We start from the raw sequence: 25,583 nt of genomic DNA, 5'->3' as shown, positions 1-25,583 counted from the left end.
ATTCAGTGCGGTCTCGCACTCTCCCGGTAAAAAAATGCCGATGATTGCAGGAGCCATTCTTGGCAAAGGTCTCGGGAGAGATCCAGAAGATCATGCCGGAGCGTCAAAGCCAGCTACCATGCCCATCCCATCGCGGAAAGCAACGCGCCGTTACGCGGGTTTTCCCAAAGTCTTACAGGCCGTCCCACAACCGCGGATTGACAGAAACCCGCGACCGGATATCCGCTGGCTTGTGCTTCAACGCATAACCCATCTAACGGCCGCGCTGATCCTGGCCCCGCTCGCCTCCGGGCAGGATTGGGAGCGCGAGGATATCACCTTCGAGAAGATCGACCAGCGCGCCCGCGAACTGGCCGCCCAGCCGTACGCCGCTCCGAACAAGGAAGCGCTGCCGGACTGGATGAAGAACCTCTCCTACGACCAGTATCGCGACATCCGCTTCGTGCCGGAGCGGGCGCTGTGGGCGGCGGAGAACCTGCCTTTCCGGGCCATGCTGTTCCATCCCGGCTACCTGTTCCGCGAGCCGGTGGGGGTGCATGAATACACCGATACCCACGTTCAGCGGATCCGGCTGACCGACGCCTTTTTCAATTACGGCTCGCTGGTCGGCCAGCGCGGCGACCTGCCGCCGGACGCGGGCTACGCCGGGGTGCGGCTCCACCACCCGCTCAACCGGCCGGACTACTTCGACGAGCTGGCCGTCTTCCAGGGCGCCAGCTATTGGCGGGCGCTCGGCAAGAACCAGCACTATGGGATCTCCGCCCGCGGCATCGCGGTGAACACGGGGATTGAAGGCACACAGGAGGAATTCCCGCGCTTCCGCGACTTCTGGATGCGCAAGCCGGTCCCGGAGGACAAGGCGTCGATGCTATTCGCGGTGCTCGACGGGCCATCGTACACCGGGGCCTACGGGTTCATCATCCAGCCCGGCGACAATACGGTCGTGACGGTCCGTGCCGCGCTCTACGCGCGGCAGGCGGTGAAGCGCCTCGCCCTCGCCCCCATGTCCAGCATGTTCTGGTTTGGCGAGAATTCGCGCCGCCGCTTCGATGACTTCCGCCCGGAAGTCCACGATTCGGACGGGCTGGCGATCCGGATGGGCAGCGGCGAGCGCATCTGGCGACCGATTTCCAACGACACCGGCCGGCTCGAGTTCAGCGTCTTCCCGATGGAAAAGTGCGGCGGCTTCGGCCTGCTCCAGCGCGACCGCCGGTTCGCCGCCTACGAGGATGGCGAAGCGGCTTACGAAAAACGGCCTTCCCTGTGGATCGAGCCGACCAGCGATTGGGGCTCGGGAAAAGTGGTCCTGATGGAAATCCCCACCCACAATGAGCTCGCCGACAACACCGTGGCGATGTGGGAGCCCTCGCACATCCCGGAGCCCGGCGAGCGCATCGAATTCACCTACAAGCAGCACTGGACCATGGCGGAAGATCCCGCTGACGCGGGTGGCCGCGTGGTGGCGACCCGCACCGGCCTGCACGACTGGCAGCCGGAGCAGCGGACCATGGCGATCGAGTTCGCTGGCGGCCCTCTGGAGAAATGGGAAGGCGATCCGCCCGTGGCCGTCATCACCGCGCTCGGCGAGGCCGGCACCAAGATCAAGATCCAAGGCACCGCAGTTCAGCCGCTACCTGAAGGCCGCTGGAGGGTTGCCTTCCAGATCGCCCCCGCCGCGGAGGGCGGAAAACTCGCGGACGTGGGGCCGCAGGAGTTGCGTTGCAGCCTGAAAAAAGGCGAGGATTTCCTGACAGAGACATGGGCCTACCGCATCATCCCCTAGAAACGCTGCGGCCGCTGAGCGAATCCGAGCTTTCGGAGTGGGAAGAAGCCTACGCGGCGGTGGAGGCCTATCTGCAGGCGCTGCGGCTGCGCAACCGCCTGCTGGTCGCCGAATTGGTGCGCGCGATCCTGTGGCGTGCCTCCGCCCGCGGTGCGAGGGAACCCGGCGTCCCGGCCCGCGTGCTGGCGATGGAGGAGACCCTCACAGAAATCGCGAGCTGGACCCAGGAAGTGCTGGAGGAGCCGCTGGAACACCGCCGCCTCGCCGCCCGCGGTCGTCTCGCGCTGCTGCTCGCCGACATGCCGGGAAAGTGGCAGGGCGTCTTCCTCACCCCGCAGCCATGGCCGCCGGCATTCACCGAGGCGATGCGCAAGTCCTACCTCGCCGCCGGTCCCCAGTTCGCCCAGCTTACCATGCTGCCCCAGCCGCTTGAATTGAATGTGATCGGCGAGGGTGCCGCCCAGTGGTGGGAAACCATGGACCGCCGTCCGATCGTGCGGAGAATGTTCGCCCTATTCCTGCTGGCGCTGGTCGGGGCCACCCTGTGGTTCTTCTTTTTTGAGTGATGGCCGAGACCTCCCCAGATTCGCCCAAGCAGGTCCGCCCGTTTTTCAACCCGTTCCGGGCGGGGCTGCGGCGGCTGGTGTTCTTCGGTAGCGTGGTCGTGGTCAATATCGCCGCGACCTACTGGCTCTACACCATCTTCGAGCGGATGGGACTGCACCGCGCCCACGGGCTGCTGCTGATCGTCTTCTTCATCCTGAATGGGCTGCTCGTGCTTGGTTCGTTCCATGCCATCTTCGGCGCTTGGGACATCCTGCTAGGAAAGAAGCAGGCGGTGCGCATCACCAAGCTCGCCGAGGAGGCGGGCGACGCTCCCCTCACCCGCCGCTACGCGGTGGTGATGCCGGTTTACAACGAGGACAGCAGCCGCTTCTGCGCCCGCATCGAGGCAATCTACCGGTCGATCGAGGCCACCGGCCATCTGGAGTCCTTCGACTTTTTCATCCTCAGCGATACCCGCGACCTCGACCTGTGGGTGCTGGAGGAAACCGCGTGGACGAACCTCTGCCGCAAGCTCGGCGGCTTCGGCCGCATCTACTACAGGCGTCGTAAGATCAACTCGAACCGCAAGGCCGGCAACATCGGCGACTTCGTCCGCACCTGGGGGGGCGGTTACGAAGCCATGGTGGTGCTGGATGCGGACAGCCTCATGGACGGCGGGGACATCCTCAAGATGACCCGCGTGATGGAAGCGTATCCGAATCTCGGCATCCTACAGACCCCGCCCAAGCTGATCCGCGGCTCCTCGATCTTCACCCGCCTCCAACAGTTCGCGATGCGGCTCTACGGTCCGCTCTTCATCCGCGGGCTGAACTGGTGGCAGCTCGGCGGTGGCAGCTACTGGGGTCACAACGCGCTGATCCGCGTGAAGCCCTTCTCGGATTTCTGCGAGCTGCCCGACCTTCCCGGTCGCGAACCCTTCGGCGGCAAGATCCTCAGCCACGACTTCGTGGAGTCCGCGCTGATGGTCTCGCAGGGCTGGGAAGTCTGGCTCGCCTGGGACATCGAGGGCACCTACGAGGAAGCCCCGCCGACCCTGATCGACCACCTCAAGCGCGACCGCCGCTGGTGCCAGGGCAATCTCCAGCACCTGTGGCTGATCTTCGCCCGCAAGCTGCCGCTGACCGTTCGCGCCCACCTTTTCATGGGCATCATGGCCTACCTCGGCAGCCCGCTGTGGTTCCTGTTCCTCATCTTCGGCACTTGGATCGCCTGGGACCGCGCCGGGAGCCAACTGAGCAACCTGCCCTTCGACGGCACCCCGGTGGACCGCTGGCTGAAGATCGATGGGAATACCCAGAGCCTGATCCTTACCGTCTTCATTTTCTCGCTGCTCTTCCTGCCGAAGATCCTCGCGGTCATCGGGGCCATCCTCGTCCCGCGGGTGCGGCGATCATTCGGCGGCATGTTCCCGCTGGTGATCGGCTCGCTGCTGGAAACGATCCTTTCCATGCTGCTCGCGCCTTGCGTGATGGTCGCTCACACCATGATCGTCGCCAGCATCGTGCTCGGCCACGCCGTCGGCTGGGGCAGCCAGAACCGCGAGACCGACGGCACCTCTTGGAGCGAGGCGGCCACCGTCCATGCCATGCCCACGATCCTCGGCCTCTGTTGGGCGGCACTCGCCTGGTACATCAGCCCGGTCTTCGCCGCGTGGATGTCGCCCATCCTGCTAGGCTTGATCCTCAGCATCCCGGTCTCCGTGTGGACCAGCCGGGCGCGTTGGGGAAAGGCCCTGCTCAGGAACAAGATCCTCGCCACGCCGGAAGAACTCAACCCGCCGGACGTCCTCAAGCTCGCCGATGTAGCGAAGGCCTCGGTCGATCCCGCGCTGGATGCCACGGCTCCCGGACGCCACGGTGTGATCGCCGCAGTGGTGGACCCCTACGTCAATGGCGTCCACGTTTCCCTGCTAGAGCCCGGCGAGATGACGTCCGGGCAAGAAGCCGTCGTCGAGCGCTGCCTGATGGATGGCTGGCAGACACTGTCCAAGCCGGAGCAAAGCGAACTCCTCTACGACGCGCCCGGCATGCTGATGCTCCACCGCGCCGTCTGGCTGCGCCCGGCGGAAGGCATCCACGCGACCTGGACCCAAGCAGTCGAAAGCTATCGCCACCGCCTCGACGCGGGATACGATGGCGAGTAGCGGAACGAAGGCTTCGCTTGCTTCCTCTTCCTCCTCAGGCTTCTTGATGCTATGAGCGTTTTGCTGCGCGTCTTCAAACTCGCCCTCGCCTACCCGTGGCGAGCGCTCATCTCCCTCCTGATGGCGGTCGTCTGCACGGTGCTGGTGCTGGTGCTGCCAACGGTCACCAAAGTGCTGGTGGACGAGGTGATGGACAAGGGCCGCCGCGACCTGCTCTTCCAGACCGGGGCCTTTGGCATCGGGGCCATCTTCCTGCGTCAGGTTCTTTTCACGCTGCGCACCTACGGCAACAACGCCATGGAGCAGCGCCTGATCCACGATCTGCGCACCGCGCTCTACAACAAGCTCCAGCGGCTGCCGATCAAGTGGTTCGATACGAACTCGTCAGGCGAAATCATGTCGCGCGTGGCGAGCGACGTGCCGACCACCGACCGCGTGATCGTGGAGACGATCGACCAGGCCATTCCCGCCGTCCTCCAGTTCGCCATCATGGCCGGCTGGATGTTTTATAACAGTTGGCAGCTCACCTTGGTCACGCTTGCACCGCTGCCAATCATCGGACTCATCACCACGATCTACTCGCGGCGCGCCGAGCCCCGCTGGCGTGAATCGTCCGAAGCCTCCGCCGATCTGAATGCGCTGCTCCACGACAACCTCGCCGGCATTCGCCAGATCAAGGCCTACACCGTGGAACCCGAGGCGCTCAACCGCTTCGATGCCGCCAGCCGCCGCGTGGGCGAGAAGCACATGCGCGTCATGAAAGGCCAGGCCATCGTTTGGCCCGGCGTCTCGCTGCTGGCCGAGTCAGGCATCATCCTCATGCTCGGCTGCGGTGCCCTATGGTTTCTCGACGGCTCGGTCAGCAAGGGCACGGTGATGGCCTTCCTCATGGCGTGGCCGTTCCTGTTCGATCCCATTTCGCGGATCAACAATCTCACCCAGATCTTCCTCGGTGGCAAGGTGGCGGCGAAGCGCGTCTTCGACATCCTCGACCTGCCGGATGAGATGAACCTCACCGAAGGCGAACGCCCGGCCAAGTTCGCCGGACGCGTCGAGTTCAGGAACGCCGGCTTTTCCTACGACACCGATTCGACCGCGGTGCAGGGCATCTCCCTGATCGCCGAGCCCGGCATGACCGTAGCTTTGGTCGGCCCCACCGGTGCGGGCAAATCCACGGTGCTCAACCTGCTCACCCGCTTCTACGAAACCGACCGCGGCAAGATCCTGCTCGATGGCCACGAGATCGAATCGCTCTCCAAGGAATGGCTCCGCGACCACACCGGCTACGTCACCCAGGAGAGCTTCCTCTTCAACAGCAGCCTCCGTGAGAACCTGCTTCTTGCGAAGCCGGATGCCACCGACGACGAGATCTGGTTTGCGCTGGAGAATGCGAATGCCGCCCGCTTCGTCCGCGAGCTGCCGGAGCAACTCGACACGGTCGCCGGCGAACGCGGTGTGCGCTTCTCCGGCGGTGAGAAGCAACGGCTCTCCATCGCGCGCGCCCTCCTCAAGAACCCTCCGCTCCTTTTGTTAGACGAGGCCACCTCCGCGCTCGATAACGAAACCGAACGCCTCGTCCAGCAAGCGCTCGAGACCCTGCGCGCCGACCGCACCTCCTTCGTCATCGCGCACCGCCTCTCCACCGTGCGCAAGGCGGACCTCATCTGCGTGCTCCAGGACGGCGCCCTCGTCGAGAAAGGCCGCCACGATGAACTGCTAGCCCAAGGCGGTCTCTATGCGCGTCTCTGCGAAGCCTCGATCCGCGAGTAGATCGCCGAAGTAACGAGGCCACTGGGAGCGCGGAATTCATTCCGCCCGAATGGTCCCCCGAGCCGGCCACACCAAATAGAGGCGGAATAAATTCCGCGCTCCCAGTTTCTCGCTCAGTTGCTTGCCCTGACGTGCCACACGCGGAGCAACCCGGCGCACACCAACACCGCAACAATCGCTATCCCCGTGTCGCCAGCCGCGGGCGAATCCTTCCAACGCTCAAACGAAGACCTCCTGTCCCAGGACGACTCGTCCCATGAACTATAATCGTCCGGGTCGTTCCCTTTCGAATTCGAGATGCCATCCGGACCGAATGAGTAGAGGCCCATGCCATCGAATGTCCACGAAGGTGGCCGATCTATTTTCGTTGAATCGCCAATCGCCGCGTATTGGTAGGGACGATTCCAAGGATCATGCGGCACCCGGTCCATGATCCTCTGCCATCGCTTGTTCTCCGGATAGGTCGCGGGCTTCTCGATCAGCGCCATCAGGCCCTCCTCTTCCGTCGGATACCTCCCGGCATTCAGCTTGAACATCTTGAGGGCTGATGAAGTGGACCCCATGTCGCCGATGAAGAAACTTCCGCTTGCCACAGCAGGGCTACTCAGAATCGCCGCAAGCAAGAGCAACGTTAAGAACTTACCCATTGCATCTTGAACACCGGCCCCCCGGTACTTTGTCGGTGGCAATCTCAAAGTGACGCCAACGAAAAGCCGCCCGCATTTTCACCAGAAAGACCCGGCTTGTATTCGCGACAATGTGAAGCTTCCATTCCCAAACAATCCTGTCCACGCTCGCTGCCCGCACATGGAAACCGTCCTGCAACTGCCCGAGTCCGAAGAACCCTGCACGATCAAGGAAGTCGTCGATGCGCTCCGCAAGGAGAAGCTCTACCCGCGCCACGAGTCAAAGAACTGGGGCGATTGGATTCACTTCGAAGGGTCACGCACGGTCATCAGCATCGAGTCGATGCGCGGGCTGACCAGCTCCGCCACCGTCGAACACGCGGAAGATGAAGACGAGGAACTCGCCCCCGCGATCCTGCGCGCCTTCGGCCGGCTGAAGTGGGTAGGCATTGGCGAAGACGGCGAGTTTCCGTTGGATTAAATCGTTCCTGCCTTGGCGATCCGGCCAATCAAGGTTGAGCGACCCCCACGCACAGGCGGAAGAAGGCCGCGGGAGATTCGCCCGGCGGGATATCCACGGCGAAGACATCCACCTCGTCATCGCTGTCGAGGATCACAGGCTCACCTTCCAGGGCAGCCCAATCGTCCAGCTCGCGGCCGGATTGCGGCGTCACGGTCAGACCCGTGAGCTCGATTTCCTTGCGCCGTGAGAAGATCAGGCTCCATCCCCCCGCCGTCCGGACCAGGTCCGGCGCGCCGCGGGTGACGCCGCCTTCCACACCAGCGCGAGCCGACTGCGGCACCAGTGGATTTGTCCCCACCACGTATTCCAGCACGTTGGCCAGCCCGTCTTCATCGGCATCCGCTTCCGCGCCGCTGATGAATTCGTTGCCAAGCTGCTCCGGGGGAAAGACCGCTTGCCGCCACAGCTCGAAGGTCAGGTGCGGGGGCTCCACCGTCGGCGGAGGGTCCGCGCCACCAGGCGAACCATGGACATTTGAACTCGGCCGCCAGCCTTCGGCGGACTCGAATGCGGAAAGAGCGGCCAGTGGATCCACCGGCACCAGCGAATGACCTTCGCCATCGGTCCCCGGGTGCCAGGCGTCGTCGTAGGTAATGTCGAAAAGCGTGTTCCCGGCAGCGCTCTTCAGGCGCAAGCGCTCGCCGCTATTCTCAAGAGAGCCTTCATAGACCCCGTCCACCGCGATCCCCGTGTCGTAGCGGGCGACGAATGCCGCCGCGTTCTTCACCAGCAACACCGAGCCACCCGGCGGCAGCATTTTTTCACCGAAGGTGAACGTCAGTCCGCTGGTGAAAGTCGCGCCGGTCAGGTCGAGCCCCTGCGTCCCAATGTTGCGGAACTCGAGGAACTCGAAGTCGTCGCCATCGGCGAAGCCCTCGGCGAGTTCTCCCGGACTCGGCGGAGCGGGATGATACATGATCTCGGTCACGCGCAGCGGAGCCGGGCCTTCCGAGATGAAAGTCCGCTCGTTCAGCGCGCTCCATGTGGAGCCCTGCCTCACGCGGGCTTTTACCCCCAGCGTGTAGTCGATCTCCACCGGCCTCGTGTAGATGGCGGCGGATGGCGCGATTCCCCCGCCGGACTTCCTCGGATCGGTGCCGTCCAGCGTGTAGTAGATGACGCCAGTGGCATTCGGATTCACCATCTCCAGCAGGTAATCCTGCGGCACCTCCCCGCCCTCCTGGCTGAAAGCCGGTGGATTGATCGAGGGAAAGAAGCCCTGCACGCGCATCGCGTTCTTGAGGATTGTCCCGTTGTCGGTGGTCCCCGTGCCGGCCGCCGTCCCCGTGAGCATGAGGTTGCGCACGCGGTCCACCTCGTTCTGCCATTCCACGGTCGGGCGCGTCGGCGGCTCCTGCATCGTATCGCCCCAGCGAGCGCAGTCGGCATAGATCGCGTCCTTCACATGGTTATTGATGCGGTTCCAGCGATCGACCGCCTCCGTGGTGCTGAGCGCACCACCCGCGGAGAGGTGCTTGTGCAGGCGGTCTCCGATCATCGCGATGAAATCGGGATTCGCCCTGGCCGCTTGCCAGATCCTCACGGCGGGCGCATCGCTGGAGATCGGGTTGACGGAGCGGAAGGTCGGATGCACCCACGCCGTCAGGTTCGAGCCGTTGCCGGTGCCCCACGCGGTCTCGCCATCCCAGGTGAAGAATTCGAATGGCCCGGCGGGATTGTTACGATTGCCGCCCCACCAGTTGTTCGCCGGCCAGTCGTCCATGCCGCTGTAAAACGAGCACAGCAGATAATCGACGAACGCAGGCAGATCGACGTACTGGCCGAGCTCGGCGTAGTTCGCGGCATTCGCCATGTTCTTCCCGGTCAGCGTGGTCGTCAGGTAGTCCCAGCGCGCGCTGTCGCCGCCGTGAACCCCGCCGTGGTTCACGCTGAACCAATCGGCCTTCTCTCCACCGAGCGAACCGGCGGCAAAATCGGCATCCGGCCGCTGCACCGCATTGTAGAGGCCCCAGTAAATGCCATTGATGAAAAGATGCACGTAGCGCCCCGGCGAACCCGGCCGGCCCATCGCGATCTGCGTGGCACGATACCATTCGTCTTCCGTGCAAGTGCTCGTCGTCGGGTTCCAGTGTCGCGCAAAGCTGTGGTTATTACCGGCGCGCAGCACGATGTTGTCCACCTCTCGGTTGCCGCTCGCGCCGCCCCACGGCACGCCCGTGAACATCGCGGAATCGAATTTCTTGTCGCCGTAGGCCGCCTTGAAGGAAAGGCGCAGCGACCGCTTCATCCGGTCGTGGCTGTGGCCTTGGATGCCGCAGTCGGCCTGCGTGTTTTCGCCGGGATTCCCGGGATTGATGTATTCGACCGATGCGGCGCGCTCGAGGTCGGTGCCCCGGTAGAAGCCGCCCTCCCCGAGCGAGGTCCACATGTCGGACTTTTTCACCACCACCGAGACCGTCGGGATCTGGGAAAAGCCCTCGATCATCTCCTCGCGGAAAGCCGGATCCGCCGTCAATGTCGGGTCCATCTCATAGTCGTGCACCTTGTTGACGACGCCGGTGCTGATCTGCGGATTCGGCCAGCCCGCGATGGTGGCCGGCTGCTGGATGATGTCCGGCAGATAAAGGTAGGTCCGAGTTTCCGGCCGCAGCGAGGTGTAGCCGGTGCGGTAGGCACAGGCGCGGACCGTGGTGGTCGTCGTCACGGGAATCGGCGCGGTATAGACCAGCCCCGTCGTCACGGTCGGAGCAGTGCCATCCAGCGTGTAGCGGATCTGCGCCTCCGGCATCGCAGACGATAGCGTGAGGGAAAACGGCCCGCTGAAGTAGCCGCGCTCGGCACTGAAGGCGACCTCCGGCACGATGCCGAGCGTGCTCGTCAGGTTCGCTGCCGCGGGAGTGGGGCTGGTGTAGTATTCCTCCTTCGTCGTCACCCCGGTGGCGGCGACCAGTTCCGGCATGATGAGGAAATCATCGTCCGTCACCGAACGGTTCAGCCCTTGGATGGCCAGCACGTTGACCGAGCCTGCCACCAGCAAGTCAAGATGGCCACTTACGTCGATCGTCTCCACGTCCGTGCCCACACCCGCCGCGGTGGCCGCGGAATTCCACGCCAAGCTCAACGGAGCATTGCGACGGGCAATCTCCACGCCATTGAGCCACGCCACGTAGCCATCGTCGCAGCGCATCTTCAGCAGCATGGCGCGGAGCTGCGAGACCGACTCCGGCACGAAGGTGAACCTCATGCAGGCGGACGACCTCACTCCATGCATCGACGCGGTCAGATCGTGGCCGATCAGACTTTGGTACGGCGGCGGCGGCACGAAAGCGCCCAGCGCATGGAGGATGCAGGCGTCGAAAAGCGCCAGGCCGTTCGCATTGAGCGCAGCCACGCCGTCATCGCCGAGAAAGGTATGGATGCGGGCGGCCGGGGCGGTCGCGGTGCCGCGAAGCTTCTTCCCGGCCGCGACTTCGACGATGACCGGCTTCCCGCCATCAGCCGTCGCAACGACCACGGCATCCTCTGCGAGGTTGGAGAGATCGGCCGCATTCAGGGTGCCGGAGGCGTTGCGCACGGTCAGGGGTCCCGGGACAAAGCCCGCCCCCATCGGATGAGCGGAACCGGCAGTGGTCACGTGAATGCTCTGGGAGGTCACTGCGGAGCCGACGCCGCTTAACAGGAAGTCATCGGTCAGGCCGCGTTCCCAGTTCACCACCGGCACCGGCACATCCTTGAGCTTGGTGCTCACCGCGCTGGCCACCACGCTAGATGACACCAGCACCAGATCCTTCCCCGTCGCGCTCGTCGCCTGCACCGCATTGTCATCCACAGTGGTGACCACGTGTCCGAAGGTGTTGGTCAGGCGGGCCACCACGGAATCATCGCCGGCACGCGCCGCGGCAGTCGCGTTGGTATCCACCACGAACAGGATCTTCGCCCCCCCCGCAGCCACCGGCGTAACATCGAAGCCAACGCCCGAGAGCCCATTCGTCCAGGCCGCATCCGGCGTGAAGGTGGGCAGCTTCCAATTCGTGGGAAGAGTGCCGGACGGCACCAGCACATCCGCCGGAGAGCCCGCCGCCAACAGCACCGAAGGTTCGCCAGCCACGGGCGTAAGGCCATACGAGATGTCCGAGACTTGGGCGGGAAAGGTCGGATTGAACTCCGACACCACCGTGGTCCCATCCGGCTTCACCAGCGCGAGGTATTCGCCGGAGGCCCCGAGCTTGAAATTCGTGTGCAGCGGATTCGCCGTGACCTTCAGGTCGCGATTCGAGGCGAACACCACCATGTAGCCGCCTGCGGGCAGCGTCACCGCGGGAATCTTCCACTTCTTCAGGTTGGTGATATTCGCGGTGAGATACCACCCGTTCAGGTTCACCACCGCCTTGGTCGGATTGTGAATCTCGAGCCAGTCCTCGCGGCTGCCGAACTGATCGGTAAGGCCGCTGCCATTCGACGCGAGGAACTCGCTGATTACCGGCGCGGTCCCGTACTCAGGGATCGCGGCACCAGCCGTCACCACGGCCGCCGCAAGGCTAGCCGCGACACCACGGACAGGGAGGGAAAGCCAATTCATTCGCAAGGGGGGATTGCGGCGCAAGCCGACTCGGGGGAGTCAGCGCAAGACGCGGGGGAGAGCAGGAACGCGTCCAGCTATCCCCCCACCCCCACCGGCCATCAATTAGAAACCCCCTTATCACCTTTCAAGTTGGGGATTCCCCTACAAAACCCTCAGGGGGTTCCCCGCATGAATGGGTATTTCGCACGATATACGGCATCGTCGCCGTGCTCACGGGGCGGCCAAGGTCACCACCACGCGCCCGAAGCGGGAGGCCCCACCACTGCTATCCAAGATCGTCACGCGTTCCCACGAAGCATCGATGCTCTCGACTACAGCCGTGCCGGTCGCATTCGCGAAATCATCCAGCGACGAACCGAATTGCGCCGTGTAACTCAGGCCGGCCACCCCCTTCCGCCGCAGGTACTGCAGCGAGAGCGCTGGCCCCTCGCCGACAATCATTCGAGGCAGGCCCGCCCCCGGAATAACGGCCGGATCATAGGTCGCACGATCCGACGACGCGGGGTCGAGATTGAAGGCGAACTCCAGCAGCTTGGCGATCCCATCGACATCCTCGTCCGCGAGCTGTGAGGCCGCGGAGCCGTTGGTCTCGTGGTCCAGTGCCCAATCCTCATAAGGCGTCCGGAAGCCCACGGTGTAGGTTTCCGACGCATGATTGCCGCTGCCCGCTGAGTCGAGGACAACGTTTTGGGGAAGCGTCAGCGCGACCGTCGCGGCGTTGGACTGGACCTGCAGGAAGTAGGTGTCGCCCGTGCCGGTCAGGGAAAGGATCTGTCCACCGGTGATGGAGACATCCGCGGCAGTGAGACCGGTGACGGCCTCGGAAAAGCTCAGGGTCGCGGTGAAGGGTCTGCCGATCACCAGCGCCGGACCACTCCCGCTCCACAGCGGCAACGGGCGCAGCGGACGGATTTCCAAGCGGTCGATCCGCGTCCCGTCGTCGCGACCATAGAGCTCCAGCGTGTGAGCCCCGGCGGTCAGGTTGAAAATGGTCGGGTTAGTCGCAGGTGCCCGCGAGCTGTTGGCCACGTCCCAATGGAACTGCCCCGTGCCCACTTGCCCCGCGATTTGATTGGTGTGCCACTCGGACGGCGTCCCGCCGTCGAAGCCGATGAAAAACGAATCGCTGCTCGCATCGTCCGCTCTCACCAGGCCGTGGACAAGATACTCCCCGGTCCGTGGGATGATCACGCTGTAGCTCACCTTTAGGGCGGTATTGAGCGTCACCGCATTGTTTCGGCTACCCTGCGGCACCCACAGGCATCTCCCGCCGGTCGCAGTCGCGTTCGGATCTTCGATGACGAAGCCACCAGTGATGGTCCCCTCCTCCGCATCGCGGGCGAGCTGCCACGGCACACGCATCGTCGAAATGAAGGCACCCTCTCCCATCCGGTTGGCGGAGAGATCGGTCACTGCCCCGTCACGCAACTCCAATCCCACCGTACTGGCGGCCGACGGAGTCACCGTGATCGTGTAGCCGTTGCCATTGGGAACGATGCTGCCGAGCGTGCCATTGAAGACCCTGAAGTCGGCGGCATCCAGCCCGGTCACGAGCTCGCCAAACTCCAGGCCCACCTGGAACGAACCGCTCACCTGCACCGGCACTCCGGTGAAGACCGGCACCGGCGGCGCGGTGTCCGCGAAATCCACCCCCAGCGTGGCAGACGCGCGGCTGCCGAAGCCCCCGGGATTCACCGCATTTGCCGGAACCGAGACGCTCACGTCCGCCGCCGTGGGCGAAATACGAGCCACATAGTAGTAACCCTTGCCGCGTAGCCCGGTGACCGTGCCGCCGGCGACTTGCAGATCGCTCTCCGTGAAATCCGTCACATCGTAGTCGAAGACCACTGTGACATCGAAAGGCCCACCCACGGTTCCCGATGGTCCGGCAATCTCGCAGCGGGCCTTCCGGTGACCGACCAAGGCGTCGTAGGTCTTGGTCACCGTGTCATTTCCCCACGTGCCGGAAGTCATGGGGATCCAAGTCGCAGCATCAGTGCTATAGTGGACCTGGTAGTTCGCGATGCGGCCATTCTGGCTCCCCTGCCGCGGGACATACACGAAGCCGCCGATGCTCCGGATCGATCCCACGTCGATGGTCAGGTGATGCGGCATCGGATCCACATTGTTGTTCGCGTACGCGGTGTGCCAATGGGTTGCCGGGTTACCATCGATCGCTCGCGTGGCTGGCGAGACCTCGGCGACCACTTCCTGGCTGTCGAAATCATGTACCGACACCTCCGAAATCGGAATCTGCGCCCCGTTTCCATCCAAGATCGAAAATTCTCCGACAGCGGTCCACGGGCCGTTTGCCACGGCCGACGTCGCGGTCAGCCGGACGTAGCGAGCCACCGGCGACTGAGGGGTCAGAACGAAGTCCGGCTCGCTCAGGCTTTCCAGATACTCCTGCAACAAGTCCACCGCCTCTTGATCCACCACGTTCTTCGCCAGCGGCGGCATCGCGGCTCCATTCCCGACATTTGCCAGGCGGACATGGACAGCGGACAGGTCCGTATCGCCCGGCTTCATGTAGCGGCCGTCGGGGCCGAGATTGAAGTGCCCCTGGATGACGCCGTTGATCAGTCCCTGCACCTTCAGCGGCGTGCCAAGCCGCGCATCGAAGTGCGAGACCGTCGCTCCCGGTTGGTGGCAGTGCGAACAATTCGAGTCGAGATACGAGCGCACGCGGTGCTCGATCGGCGCGCTCTCGTCATCCAGCGCGCGGGCTTCAATAAAGTCCTCGATCTGCGCCGCGGTCAGCGTCACATCGAACATGCCGAGCGCATTGAAGGTCGCGAGCTGGTTCGCCTCGCGACCGGTGGCAGCATAGTGGAAGTTCTTGTTCAGCGCATGGGTGCGCACGCCGAGCGCTTGGCCCGCGGCGTCATTGTGGCAGAGCAGGCAATCGGCGCGCGAGGGATAGTCCCAGTTGCGCGTCTCCACACCGCCGCCGGCAAGGGTCACGTCATAGCTTTCCGCGAGTCCGCTGGTGAGAAGCTCGGCATCGGTGCCCGCGGCATTCCACTTGTAGGTCACGCCGTACTTCCCGCCGCCCTCGGTGCAGATCAGGAAGCGTGTCTCGAGCCGCTTCACCGACGCGGGATTGGCTTCATCCAGCGCCACCTCGAAGTGCTTCACGAAGACGGTGCCGGCCGGGAACGTCCAGTTTCCCTCCTCGCTGAAGACGATTTTCTCCGCGGCACTGTCGTGGACGCCGTTGTTTGGCAGGATGATCCAGCGCTTCTTCGCCGCGGCATCGGACCACAGTGGGTTCGCCACGTTGTAGGGCACCACTCCCGGCGCGGTGGTCAAGGTCGCGAGATTGGAGAAGACGCCGGTCTGCGAAAGAAGCGCAGGCGGCTCATTCGCCACGCCGGCCGTGGTCAGCTTGAAGATGGTGCCGCCAGGCTGGTCCGTGCCATTGACCATGGGCATGTAGATCTCGCCCGTGGAGTCCGTGCAAAAGTTGGCGATCCCCACTTTCCCGCCGGTCTTCAAGCCGCTGAAGATTTCGTCGATCACTGGTGCCCCGCCACCGCTGTCCAGCGTGGCGGTCCAGATGCGCCCGCGTACGTGATCGGCATAGAGCAGCTTGCCCCCGAGCTGCTCGGACCACTTCGCGCCGCGATAGCGCATGCCACCGATGATGCAGGTGCCGGTGGCGCGATTGTAGTCGAGCAGCGGCGGCTCGCTGGTGCCGATCATCGTTCCCGGCACGGCACCCGGCCCGGCGATATTGCCCTCGCGGAATCCCCACTGACCGTTGCTGCCCTTCGGCGCACGGGTCATTTCCTCGCGCGCGCCTTCACCCACGTCTCCGATCCAGATGTCGCCGGTCTCGGCGTCGTAGTGCATCGTGTGCGGGCTGCGCAGGCCGAGCGACCAGTATTCCTCAAGGATCGAGCCACCCGTATCGAGCCACGGATTGTCATTGGGAATGCCATAGCCCTGGGTGGCACTCGCCGGCCAGCCCGCCGGCTTGTTGGCCGGGCTTTGCGGCTGGCGGCGGATCGGGTGCGACTTCGCCGGGTCGTTGTCCACGTCGATGCGGAAGACCCCGCTGAAAAGTCCCCCGTTCAGCTTCTGCGTCCGGCTCAGCGCGCCATCGGCGCCGGTGAGACCACCGCCCTCGGTACTGTCCCCGCCATCGCCACAATTGATGTAAAGGAAGCCGTCATTTCCGAAGAACATCGCGCCGCCATTGTGCCAGCGGCACCGGTCATACTGGTTGATTAGCACGAACTCGCTTCCCGCATCCAGCCTCCCGAATTCCGGCTCCCACGTGAACCGCGAGACCCGCCAATAGCTGCGATTGCTGTCTTCCACCCCGACGACCGTCCGGCGGCTGTAGCAGACATACGCATAATTCGCGTTCGGCGAACCCGCTTGGCCGAATTCCGGATGAAAGGCCAGGCTGTAGAATCCCTGGTCGTCCGCCGTCTCGGTATTGGCCGCCCATTCCAGCACTTTCACCGCCTGCGCCTGGGTCACGGCGGGATTGTTCTCAAAGCGCCAGAGCTGACCGTTCTTCCCGACCAGCAAGAACTCGTTTGTCCCCGGGATCTCGGTCAGCCACAGCGGATCGACGAAGGTCAGGTTCGGGAACGCGTTCACCGCCTGCCAACCGCTGGAGGAGCCCGGAGCCGCTTGCGGGAAGGCATTGTTGAAAAAGGCACCGACCGCTTGGGGAGCATCCAGCCCACCTGCCTGACCGGATGCACGAAGCGGGAAGCCCGCCCACAAGCATGCCAAAACCAGGAGAGTGGTCCGTGCGATCCCCCGGCACTTGGGTTTTTCCGGGTTCATGGGTAAGGGCCTATCGAACCCTAGGTGACCTTTCAAAGGATTTCGTGAGTTTCCCCGCCACCCAATGGAGTGGTGTTCAAAGGCCTGCAACCTCCGCAGCACCCGCTGCTGGTCACTTTCCCTCCCTCAGGAAGGCGCCCAGCGCACCCAAGGTGACGAAACCGTCACCCAGACCACGCCCCTCTTTTCCACTGCCCCTTCTTCAACTGAACACTGATCACTCGGCACATCCCCTCTTTTCCCCGAAAACGAAAAACTGAACACTGGCAAACTCCCGCGGAGGGTACATCATGCCGGATTCCCGAAAAGTTTCCTGCCATGATCTCCCTCAAAGTGAACCAACAGGATCACGCGGTGGACGCGGATCCCTCCACGCCCCTGCTATGGGTCCTGCGCGACCTGCTGCACCTCACGGGCACCAAATTCGGCTGCGGCATGGCCCAGTGCGGTGCCTGCACCGTCCACCTCGATGGCGAGGCCATCCGCTCCTGTGTCACGCCCGTCTCCCGCGCCCTTGGGAAAAACATCACCACCATCGAGGGCATGGCCGCCGATCCTTTCGGCAAGGCCTTGCAGGAAGCATGGACCGCCGAGGACGTCCCGCAGTGTGGCTACTGCCAATCCGGCCAGATCATGTCCGCCGCCGTGCTGCTGCGCGAAAAGGCCGACCCCACCGACGACGACATCGACCTCGCCATGAGCGGGAACATCTGCCGCTGCGGCACCTACCAGCGCATCCGCTGCGCCATCCATCGCGCCGCGGAAACGAACGCGAAGGCGAAAGGAGGTGCCAAGTGAACGCGAGCACTGACACCAATGCCTCCCCCCTCGGCCGCCGCCGCTTCCTCGCCACCACCGGCGGACTCGTGCTTGGTTTCGTGGTCCCGCTGCCCAAGCGCGCTGCTGCCGCTGAAGCCGGTGCTCCCGCTGGCAAACCCGGCCCGCTTCCCGCGCCAAATGCCTTCCTGCGCATCGGCACCGATGGCCGCGTGACCGTGCTCCTCGCCCACGCCGAAATGGGCCAGGGCATCTGGACCACACTGCCGATGCTCATCGCCGAGGAACTCGATGCCGATTGGTCGAAAGTTTCCGCCGAGCACGCCCCCACCGCCCCCGTCTATGCCCATACCGCCTTCGGCATGCAGATGACCGGCGGTTCTACCACCACTCACTCCGAATTCGACCGCTACCGGCAGGTCGGTGCCATGGCCAAGGCGCTGCTCGTCCAGGCCGCCGCCACTAAGTTCGGCGTGAAGCCCGCCGATTGCCGCACCGAGAATGGCAACGTCATCGCCGGCAACAAGCGCGCCTCGTATGGCGAACTCGCCGAGGAAGCCGCGCGCCTTCCCATCCCCGAAAAAGTCACGCTCAAGGACCCCAAGGACTGGAAGCTCATCGGCAAGGGCACCAAGCGCCTCGACTGCCCGGAGAAGATCAACGGCACCGCGAAGTTTGGCATCGATGTCCATTTCAATGGCCTGCTCACCGCCGTCATCGCCCGCCCGCCGGGCTTCGGTGGCTCGGTTAAATCATTCGATGCCACCGCCGCGAAGAAAGTCCCCGGCGTGCGCGAGGTCGTCCAAGTTCCCAGCGGCGTCGCCGTGGTGGCCGATCACTTCTGGGCCGCCAAGCTCGGGCGAGACGCGCTGAAGGTCGCATGGAACCCCGGCCCCGCGCTCGATAGCGCCGCCCTGTTGGAAGAATTCCGCAAGCTCGCCGCGACTGAAGGCGCCGTCGCCGCGAAAGCCGGTGACCTGCCCTCCGCGAAAGGCACCAAGACCATCGAGGCCGAGTACTACGTCCCCTACCTCGCCCACGCGACGATGGAGCCGCTCAATGCCACCGCCCGCATCGCCGATGGCAAGTGCGAGGTCTGGGCCGGCACGCAATTCCAAACCATGGACCAACAGCTCGCCGCCAAGGCCGCTGGCGTGGAGCCATCGCAGGTCGAGATCCACACCACCTTCCTCGGCGGAGGCTTCGGCCGCCGCGCCAATCCCGTCTCCGACTTCATCGTCGAGGCCGTCCATGTCGCCAAGGCGGTGAAGCAAGCGGTCAAGGTCATGTGGACCCGCGAGGACGACATGCGCGGCGGCTACTATCGCCCCGCCTTCCTCCACCGCGCCTCGATCACGCTCGATGAATCCGGTATGCCCGTCGGCTGGAAGCACACCCTCGTCGGCCAGTCCATTCTGGCCGGCACGCCCTTTGAAGCGATGATGGTGAAGGACGGCGTCGACGCCACCTCGGTCGAAGGCGTTTCCGATTCGCCCTACCTCAAGTCCGTTCCGAATCGCCGCGTCGATCTGCATTCGCCCAAGCCCGGCATCCCCGTCCTGTGGTGGCGCTCGGTCGGCCACAGCCACACCGGCTTCGTCATGGAATGCCTCATCGACGAACTCGCGCACGCCGCCGGCAAGGACCCTGTCGAGTATCGCCGCACCCTGCTCAAGGACCACCCGCGCCACCTCGCCGCGCTCAATCTCGCTGCCGAGAAATCCGGCTGGGGCAAGCCCTTGCCCGATGGCCACTTCCACGGCATCGCCGTGCACGAAAGCTTCGGCAGCACTGTCGCCGAAGTCGCCGAGGTCTCCGTCTCCAAGGAAGGCGCGCCCAAGGTCCACAAGGTCACCTGCGCCATCGACTGCGGCCTCGCCGTCAATCCCGATGGCGTGAAGGCCCAGATGGAATCCGGCATCGTCTTCGCCCTAGGTGCCATCCTCCACGGCGAGATCACCTTCGAAAAAGGCGCGGTCAAGCAACGCAACTACCACGACTACCAGGTCGCCCGCATGCACGAGAGCCCGCTCATCGAGACCCACATCGTCCCCAGCACCGAGAAGATGGGCGGAGCCGGCGAATGCGGCGTCCCCCCTCTCGCCGCCGCCGTCTGCAACGCCATCCACGCCGCCACCGGCAAACGCGTCCGCGAGCTACCCGTCCGCCTCAATGCCTGAGAGCCCGCCGCGAAAACAGTAGCTGGGGCATCTTGCCCCAGTCCGTTGGAGGGGCGTCCCGCCCCTCCTTGGTTCCATGGGAAACGCCAAACTCTGCACCTCCCCAAATCTCACTCTTCCACTGATCACCGATCACTGATCACCCGGCACAATCTTATCCGCCATGAAAACCATCACCATCCTCTGCGGGTCCGCCCTCGCCCTCACCGCGTTCTCTTTCTCCCAAGCCCAGGATGAGCCGAAGGAGAAGCCGAAGAAAGCCGACCCCGCCATCTCCAAGGCCGCCTTCCGCGAGGTTTACAAGGTCCTCATGCACCCGCGCTGCATGAACTGCCACCCCGCCGGCAAGTCCCCCCTGCAAGGCGACGACAGCCATCCGCACGACATGAACGTCACCGCCGGCCCCGAGGGCAAAGGAATCTACGCACTCAAGTGCGCCAACTGCCACCAGCACACCAACCTGCCCGGCGAGAACATGCCGCCCGGCAACCCCAACTGGCACCTCCCCCCGCCCGACATGCCGATGGTCTTCGAAGGCAAATCCCCCGCCGAACTCGCCGCCCAGATCAAGGACCCGAAACAAAACGGCGGCAAGGACCTCGAGCAACTCTTCCACCACATCGCCGAGGACAAGCTCGTCCTCTGGGGCTGGGACCCCGGCGACGGCCGCACCCTCCCCCCCCTCACCCACGAGGAATTCACCAAGCAATTCCGCCTCTGGCTCGACCACGGGGCAGAGGTTCCGGATGCGTAATATTGCCCCGGACATAAACGGGTGTTAGGAAGGCCTTGAACTCATGGAGTCCGTCCTTCCCGAGCAAATCGAAAGCGAACGCCTGATCATCCGCGTCGCGCGGCCGGGGGATGGTGCGGTGTTTAATGAGGCGATCAAGGAATCACTGGAGCAGCTTTTGCCCTGGCTGGGCTGGGTGACACCACCACGGACTCCGGCGGAGTCCGAGGCATCGTGCTGCCGAGCGCATGAGAGGTTCCTGCGCAATGAGGACTTGATGGCGTTCTTCTTTCTCAAGGACGGCGGGACGCTGGTTGGGGGCAGCGGACTCCACGATGCGGATTGGGAGCTGCGGCAGTTCGAGATCGGCTACTGGGGACGTAGTAGTTTCTTGGGAAAGGGATTGATCACGGAAGGCGTGCGCGCCTTGGCCGATCACGCACTGGAGGTGCTCGGGGCGACGCGGGTATTCCTGACCACCGACACACTCAATGTCGCGAGTTGGAGATTGGCGGAGCGCGCGGGCTTCGAACTGGAAGGGATCTTGCGAAAAGACCGGCGGAATCTCTCCGGCGGCTTGCGGGACACACGGGTTTATTCGAGGATCAGTCTCCCGTGACCACCTCCGCTCCGCATGTCCCCACCTCCCACGACCTGAATGCCCTCGGGCAGCCGGTCGGCTTCCCCGTGCCCGATTGGCAGCCGCCTTCCTCGCCTTCCGGCGAACCGATGAAGGGGCGCTTCTGTCGCCTGGAGAAGCTGGATCCGGTACGTCATGCCACCTCCCTCCATGCCGCCAATGCGCTGGATGCCGAGGGGTGGATGTGGACTTACCTCGGCTACGGCCCCTTCGAATCGGAAGAGGCCTACCGGGCTTGGACCGCTGAAGTGAGCGAGGGCAACGATCCGCTGTTCTTTGCCATCCTCGACCGCGCGAACGGAAAGGCCATCGGCGTCGCGAGCTATCTGCGGATCGACCCGCAGGTCGGGTCCATCGAGGTCGGCCACCTCGCCTATTCGCCGCTGCTGAAACGCAGTCCCGCGGCAACCGAAGCGATGTTCCTGATGATGGCGCGCGCCTTCGATCTCGGCTATCGCCGCTACGAGTGGAAATGCGACGCGCTCAATGCGCCCTCGCGCGCCGCAGCGCGGCGGCTCGGCTTCACCTTCGAAGGCAACTTCCGCCAAGCCACCATCGTCAAAGGCCGCAACCGCGACACCGCGTGGTTTTCCATCACCGATCAGGAATGGCCGGCACTACGCAAGTCGTTCGAGCGCTGGCTCGTCCCCGCAAACTTCGATGACGAAGGAAACCAACGCGAGCGACTCTCGGAGCTGACCGTCCCACGCGCACCGGTCATCCGCCGCGCCTCGGCCGCGGAAACCGGAATCGTTTCCGCGATCCTGACCGAAGCCGCGCAGTGGCTGTCCGAACGCGGTGAGCCTCTATGGAAGGCAGGCGAACTTTCGCCCGAAGCGGTGGGGTCTGGCGTAAGCGACGGCCTCTTTCACCTCGCGTGGATCGGCGATGAAGCCGCCGGCGTCTTCAAGATGCAGGACGAGGACCAGCTCTTCTGGCCCGACGTCCCGCAACGCGAAGCGATCTATCTCCACCGCATCGCCGTCCGGCGCGAGCACGCCGGCAGCAAGGTAATGGACGCGATGATCGGCTTCGCCCGCCAAGCCACCATGGCAACGGGCCGGCGTTACCTGCGCCTGGACTGCGAAGCATCCCGCCCGAAGCTCTGCGCGCTCTACGAAAAGCGCGGCTTCGTGAAACACAGCGAGCGGCAAGTCGGGCCGTATTTCGTGGCCCGCTATCAGTGTGAGGTCGGCGCATGAACCGGCAACCCGGAATCGGGACGATTCACCTCCACTCCTTCAAGATCTCCAAGAACCGCGGCAGATACCGCTGTGCCTTCGATTCCCCGATACCGGGAACCGCAAGCCCCTCCTCGATGGTTTTCGGCCGGTAGCGGCACAGGGCTTCGAGGGTCTTGTTGCTGAAGATGACATACGGCGGCACATCCTCGCGCTTGGCAAGGCGGGCGCGCAGGTCGCGGAGCTGCGAGAAGAGCCCGGCATCGAAGCCTTGGTCGGCAAGCGACTCGACATGGCCGGAGGCCACCGGCGGCGGCCAGGCGAGGCGATACTTCGCGGCACCGCGCATGGCCTTCTCGCCGAGGTCGGTGAGCGTGAGCAGCGGGTATTCACCGGCATCCACGCGCACCAGCCCGACATCGCCCATCGAGCGGAAGAGCGCATTGAGATAACCCGTGCCCTGGTTCTTCAGGATGCCATAGGTGCTGAGCTGATCGAGGCCGCCCGAAAGAATCTCCTGCGAGCGGCTGCCGCAGAGCATCTGCACGATCTTGCCGCGGCCAAACTTGCCTTCCCAGCCGGACGCCGTCTTGCGGGACATCCGGGCAACACCGCTGAGAGCTTTCCTCACGACGATGTCTTCCTCCGCCGTCGGTGCACGGAGCTCGTGGCTTTCGCCACTGCGGCAGATGTCGCAGGTGCCGCAGGTATCGGCATCGTCCTCACCGAAGTAGGCGAGGATCCACTGCTGCCGGCAGACGCGGGCATAGCAGAGATCGATCATCGACTTCAGCTTGTCGCGGTCGCGCCGGTCCTTTTCCTCCAGCGCCGCCTCGTCGATCTCCAGCGCGCGGGCGAAGACATCGGGCTTCTTCAGCCGGGTGCCGCGCATCCGCTTGCCGGGGACATCGAAGCGCTCGATATAGCCCGCGCGACCGAGCGTGGCGAGCGCGCTGCTGACCGCCATCGAGTTCTTCAGGCCGGCCCCTTCGGTGATGTCCTCGATGCTACGATGAATCTCGTACTCCTTGTCGGCAGTGTTGAGGAGATATTGGTAAACCTCGCGGATCGTCTGTGCGCCGGGATTCGCACCCTCGATGAAAAACTCCTGCGTCCGGGTGTCCGCGTAGTTGAAGAGCAGCTCACAGGCCGCGGCCTCGCCATCGCGGCCCGCACGGCCGGCTTCCTGATAGTAGGCCTCCACGCTGCCGGGCACCTCGAAGTGAATCACGAAGCGCACGTCGGAGCGGTCGATGCCCATGCCGAAGGCATTCGTCGCCACGGCCACATCGGCCTTCTTCGCGAGGAAGATATTCTGAGCATCGCTTCGTTCTGCATCGCTCATGCCGCCATGGTAGGCAACGGACTTGATGCGCCAGGCGGCGAGCGTTTCGGCGACTTCCTCCACCTTCTTCCGTGTGGCGCAATAGACGATGCCGGTCTTGTGCGCGCCGATGATGTCGCGGATGCGGTCGTACTTCTGCTGCTTCTTTTCGACCTGCGTGATTGCTAGCGAAAGATTCGGCCGCGAGAAACCGCTGACCACCTCGAAGGGATCGCGCAGCTTCAACACCTCGAGGATGTCGTTTCTAACAATCGGCGTGGCGGTGGCGGTCAGCGCAATGCATTGCGGCCGCCCGATCTTCTCGAGCGCCTTGCCCAGCCGCATGTAGTCCGGCCGGAAATCATGACCCCACTGGCTGAGGCAGTGCGCTTCATCCACTGCCAGCAGCGAGACCTCCACGCCCTTCAGCGCATTGAGAAACGACTCTGCGCGAAAGCGCTCCGGCGCGACGTAGACGAGCTTCCACTTGCCCGACCGCATGCCGTCCAGCCGGTCCTTCTGCTCCTCCCACGCCACGGTGGAATTGATCAGCGTGGCGGGGATGCCTTTCGCGACCAAGGCATCCACCTGATCCTTCATCAACGCAATCAGCGGCGAGACCACGAGCGTCACGCCCTCGAAGCACAACGCGGGAAGCTGGTAGCACAGCGACTTGCCGCCGCCGGTGGGCATCACCACCAGACCATCGCGGCCGCTGGTGATCTGCTCGATCACCCGGTCCTGGCCATCGAGGAAGCCGCCGTGGCCGAAGTGCTTCTTCAGCGCATCGAGCGGCGTCTGGATCAGGACTTTGGCGGGCGCAGCAGGCACGGAATGTGTTCAGATGAACGAATCCCCGGCACCGGGTCAAGCCGGGGTTGTCGGCTGCGGACCTTCTCCGTAAGGTGAAGCCGAGATGACCAACCCGCACGACAACCCCGCCGCGCTGAAGGAACTTCAGGACGCGATTTACCGGGACAAGGTGCTTCGGGCGCGGGCCATGACGTCGGGCCAACGCTGCTCGGATGTCTTCGAGCTTTCGACCTTCCAGTTTCACCTGATGCACGGCGGGGCAATGAAGCGACTCGGCACCGATGACGCCGAGGCCGGTTGGCAAGAGGTCCGCCGGTCGCTCGACCGGCTCGCCAAGGTCCATGACGCGACGCTCTACACCACCACTCCTCCGGCCTCCCGATGAAGCTCGAAGAACTCGCAGGCCGCCTCTTTGAGATCGCCGAAGAAAGCGGAGTTCCCCACATGGCTGTGGGGGCGATCGCCGCTGGCACCTACGGCATCCCCCGCGCGACCAAGGATGTCGATTTCCTCGTCGCCACCGATGAAGATCGTGGCATCCGCCAGCTCATGGAGGCATTCCAGCCGCTTGTGAAATTCGATCCTCAGGTGCAATTCGACACCCTCACCTGGGGCAAACGCTGGGTCGGAGTGTCGGCGACCATCCCGGCTTACAAGGTCGAGCTTTTCGAGATTTTTGATGATCCCTTCGTTCAGTCGGAATTCTCCCGCCGCACCCGAACTTACGTCCCGATTCTCGGGCGCGAGATTCATGTCCCCACCGCCGAAGACATCGTCGTCCAAAAGCTCCGCTGGGCCCGTCCGAAAGACCTCGATGACGCACGGGACGTGCTCGCCGTGCAGGGCCCCGAAAACCTCGACATGGCCTACATCGAAAAGTGGTGCGAAACCCACGCCACCACGGAACGCCTGCGCCGTGTCTTGGCGGAGATCCCGCCGCTATGAGACATCTGCTTTCATTTCCGTAGGTGCACCTGGTGACAGTGCGGAACGGTCCCTGATTGCCCGCAGTTCCAGTGCTTCAGCGGTGTCACCACCGCGCCTACCCTGACGAAGCAAAGGGAAGATGCCGCCCACCAATTCGCGTCGCCTTTCGTTTCCCGTAGGTGCACTGGTAACAGTGCGGAGTGGTCCCCGAATGCCGGCAGTTCCAGTGCTTCCGCGGTGTCAACAC

16 protein-coding genes are annotated in these 25,583 nt (G+C 64.1%); 12 read left to right on the top strand and 4 right to left on the bottom strand.

Annotated features, from left to right (window positions below; genetic code table 11):
* Positions 1–232 precede the first annotated feature (232 nt).
* The 4 genes from OKA05_RS21505 to OKA05_RS21490 are packed head-to-tail and all read left to right on the top strand — an operon-like array spanning position 233 to position 6,263.
* Positions 233–1,783 (top strand): OpgD/OpgG family glucan biosynthesis protein, encoded by a 1,551-nt coding sequence (locus OKA05_RS21505; RefSeq protein WP_264489254.1) that lies wholly within the window; start codon positions 233–235, stop codon positions 1,781–1,783.
* Positions 1,759–2,349: a hypothetical protein gene (locus OKA05_RS21500; RefSeq protein ID WP_264489253.1), complete on the top strand. Its 591-nt coding sequence runs from the start codon at positions 1,759–1,761 to the stop codon at positions 2,347–2,349. Before OKA05_RS21505 ends, OKA05_RS21500 begins: the two co-directional genes overlap by 25 nt.
* Positions 2,349–4,493: a glucans biosynthesis glucosyltransferase MdoH gene (gene mdoH / locus OKA05_RS21495; RefSeq protein WP_264489252.1), complete on the top strand. Its 2,145-nt coding sequence runs from the start codon at positions 2,349–2,351 to the stop codon at positions 4,491–4,493. Before OKA05_RS21500 ends, mdoH begins: the two co-directional genes overlap by 1 nt.
* 51 nt (positions 4,494–4,544) lie before the next feature.
* Positions 4,545–6,263 carry an ABC transporter ATP-binding protein gene (locus OKA05_RS21490; RefSeq protein WP_264489251.1) on the top strand — a complete coding sequence of 573 codons (1,719 nt, stop codon included), beginning with the start codon at positions 4,545–4,547 and terminating at the stop codon, positions 6,261–6,263.
* A 113-nt stretch (positions 6,264–6,376) separates the two neighbouring features.
* Here OKA05_RS21490 and OKA05_RS21485 read toward each other — a convergent pair whose 3' ends face one another.
* The gene (locus tag OKA05_RS21485; RefSeq protein WP_264489250.1) at positions 6,377–6,826 is read right to left on the bottom strand and encodes a type II secretion system protein GspG; all 450 of its coding nucleotides are present in this window, start codon (positions 6,824–6,826) and stop codon (positions 6,377–6,379) included.
* A gap of 244 nt (positions 6,827–7,070) precedes the next feature.
* On the opposite strand from OKA05_RS21485, the gene OKA05_RS21480 reads away from it, so the two are divergent.
* Positions 7,071–7,370, top strand: a complete 300-nt coding sequence (locus tag OKA05_RS21480; protein WP_264489249.1) for a hypothetical protein — start codon at positions 7,071–7,073, stop codon at positions 7,368–7,370.
* Positions 7,371–7,398: 28 nt separating this feature from the next.
* On the opposite strand, the gene OKA05_RS21475 is transcribed toward OKA05_RS21480, so the two are convergent.
* Together OKA05_RS21475 and OKA05_RS21470 are read right to left on the bottom strand one after the other, a co-directional pair.
* Complete coding sequence (locus tag OKA05_RS21475) at positions 7,399–11,952, bottom strand: chitobiase/beta-hexosaminidase C-terminal domain-containing protein (RefSeq protein ID WP_264489248.1); 4,554 nt, start codon at positions 11,950–11,952, stop codon at positions 7,399–7,401.
* A gap of 213 nt (positions 11,953–12,165) precedes the next feature.
* The gene (locus tag OKA05_RS21470) at positions 12,166–16,761 is read right to left on the bottom strand and encodes an Ig-like domain-containing protein (RefSeq protein ID WP_264489247.1); all 4,596 of its coding nucleotides are present in this window, start codon (positions 16,759–16,761) and stop codon (positions 12,166–12,168) included.
* A 318-nt stretch (positions 16,762–17,079) separates the two neighbouring features.
* On the opposite strand from OKA05_RS21470, the gene OKA05_RS21465 reads away from it, so the two are divergent.
* The 5 genes from OKA05_RS21465 (at position 17,080) to OKA05_RS21445 (ending at position 22,293) form a co-directional block, all read left to right on the top strand.
* Positions 17,080–17,559: a (2Fe-2S)-binding protein gene (locus tag OKA05_RS21465; RefSeq protein WP_264489246.1), complete on the top strand. Its 480-nt coding sequence runs from the start codon at positions 17,080–17,082 to the stop codon at positions 17,557–17,559.
* A complete protein-coding gene (locus OKA05_RS21460) occupies positions 17,556–19,718 on the top strand; it encodes a xanthine dehydrogenase family protein molybdopterin-binding subunit (RefSeq protein WP_264489245.1) in 2,163 nt (720 codons plus the stop codon). Before OKA05_RS21465 ends, OKA05_RS21460 begins: the two co-directional genes overlap by 4 nt.
* 163 nt (positions 19,719–19,881) lie before the next feature.
* A complete protein-coding gene (locus tag OKA05_RS21455) occupies positions 19,882–20,472 on the top strand; it encodes a hypothetical protein (protein ID WP_264489244.1) in 591 nt (196 codons plus the stop codon).
* 43 nt (positions 20,473–20,515) lie between these two features.
* Positions 20,516–21,070 (top strand): GNAT family N-acetyltransferase, encoded by a 555-nt coding sequence (locus OKA05_RS21450; protein WP_264489243.1) that lies wholly within the window; start codon positions 20,516–20,518, stop codon positions 21,068–21,070.
* The gene (locus OKA05_RS21445) at positions 21,067–22,293 is read left to right on the top strand and encodes a GNAT family N-acetyltransferase (protein WP_264489242.1); all 1,227 of its coding nucleotides are present in this window, start codon (positions 21,067–21,069) and stop codon (positions 22,291–22,293) included. Before OKA05_RS21450 ends, OKA05_RS21445 begins: the two co-directional genes overlap by 4 nt.
* 25 nt (positions 22,294–22,318) lie before the next feature.
* On the opposite strand, the gene OKA05_RS21440 is transcribed toward OKA05_RS21445, so the two are convergent.
* Positions 22,319–24,427 (bottom strand): RecQ family ATP-dependent DNA helicase, encoded by a 2,109-nt coding sequence (locus OKA05_RS21440; protein WP_264489241.1) that lies wholly within the window; start codon positions 24,425–24,427, stop codon positions 22,319–22,321.
* A gap of 85 nt (positions 24,428–24,512) precedes the next feature.
* Between OKA05_RS21440 and OKA05_RS21435 the strand changes: the two genes are divergently transcribed.
* Together OKA05_RS21435 and OKA05_RS21430 are read left to right on the top strand one after the other, a co-directional pair.
* Positions 24,513–24,794 carry a hypothetical protein gene (locus tag OKA05_RS21435; protein ID WP_264489240.1) on the top strand — a complete coding sequence of 94 codons (282 nt, stop codon included), beginning with the start codon at positions 24,513–24,515 and terminating at the stop codon, positions 24,792–24,794.
* Positions 24,791–25,354 (top strand): hypothetical protein, encoded by a 564-nt coding sequence (locus tag OKA05_RS21430; RefSeq protein WP_264489239.1) that lies wholly within the window; start codon positions 24,791–24,793, stop codon positions 25,352–25,354. Before OKA05_RS21435 ends, OKA05_RS21430 begins: the two co-directional genes overlap by 4 nt.
* The last annotated feature ends 229 nt before the right edge of the window (positions 25,355–25,583 follow it).

The organism is Luteolibacter arcticus (assembly GCF_025950235.1).
Classification (GTDB): domain Bacteria; phylum Verrucomicrobiota; class Verrucomicrobiia; order Verrucomicrobiales; family Akkermansiaceae; genus Haloferula; species Haloferula arctica.
This window is presented reverse-complemented; position numbering and strand designations above follow the sequence as displayed.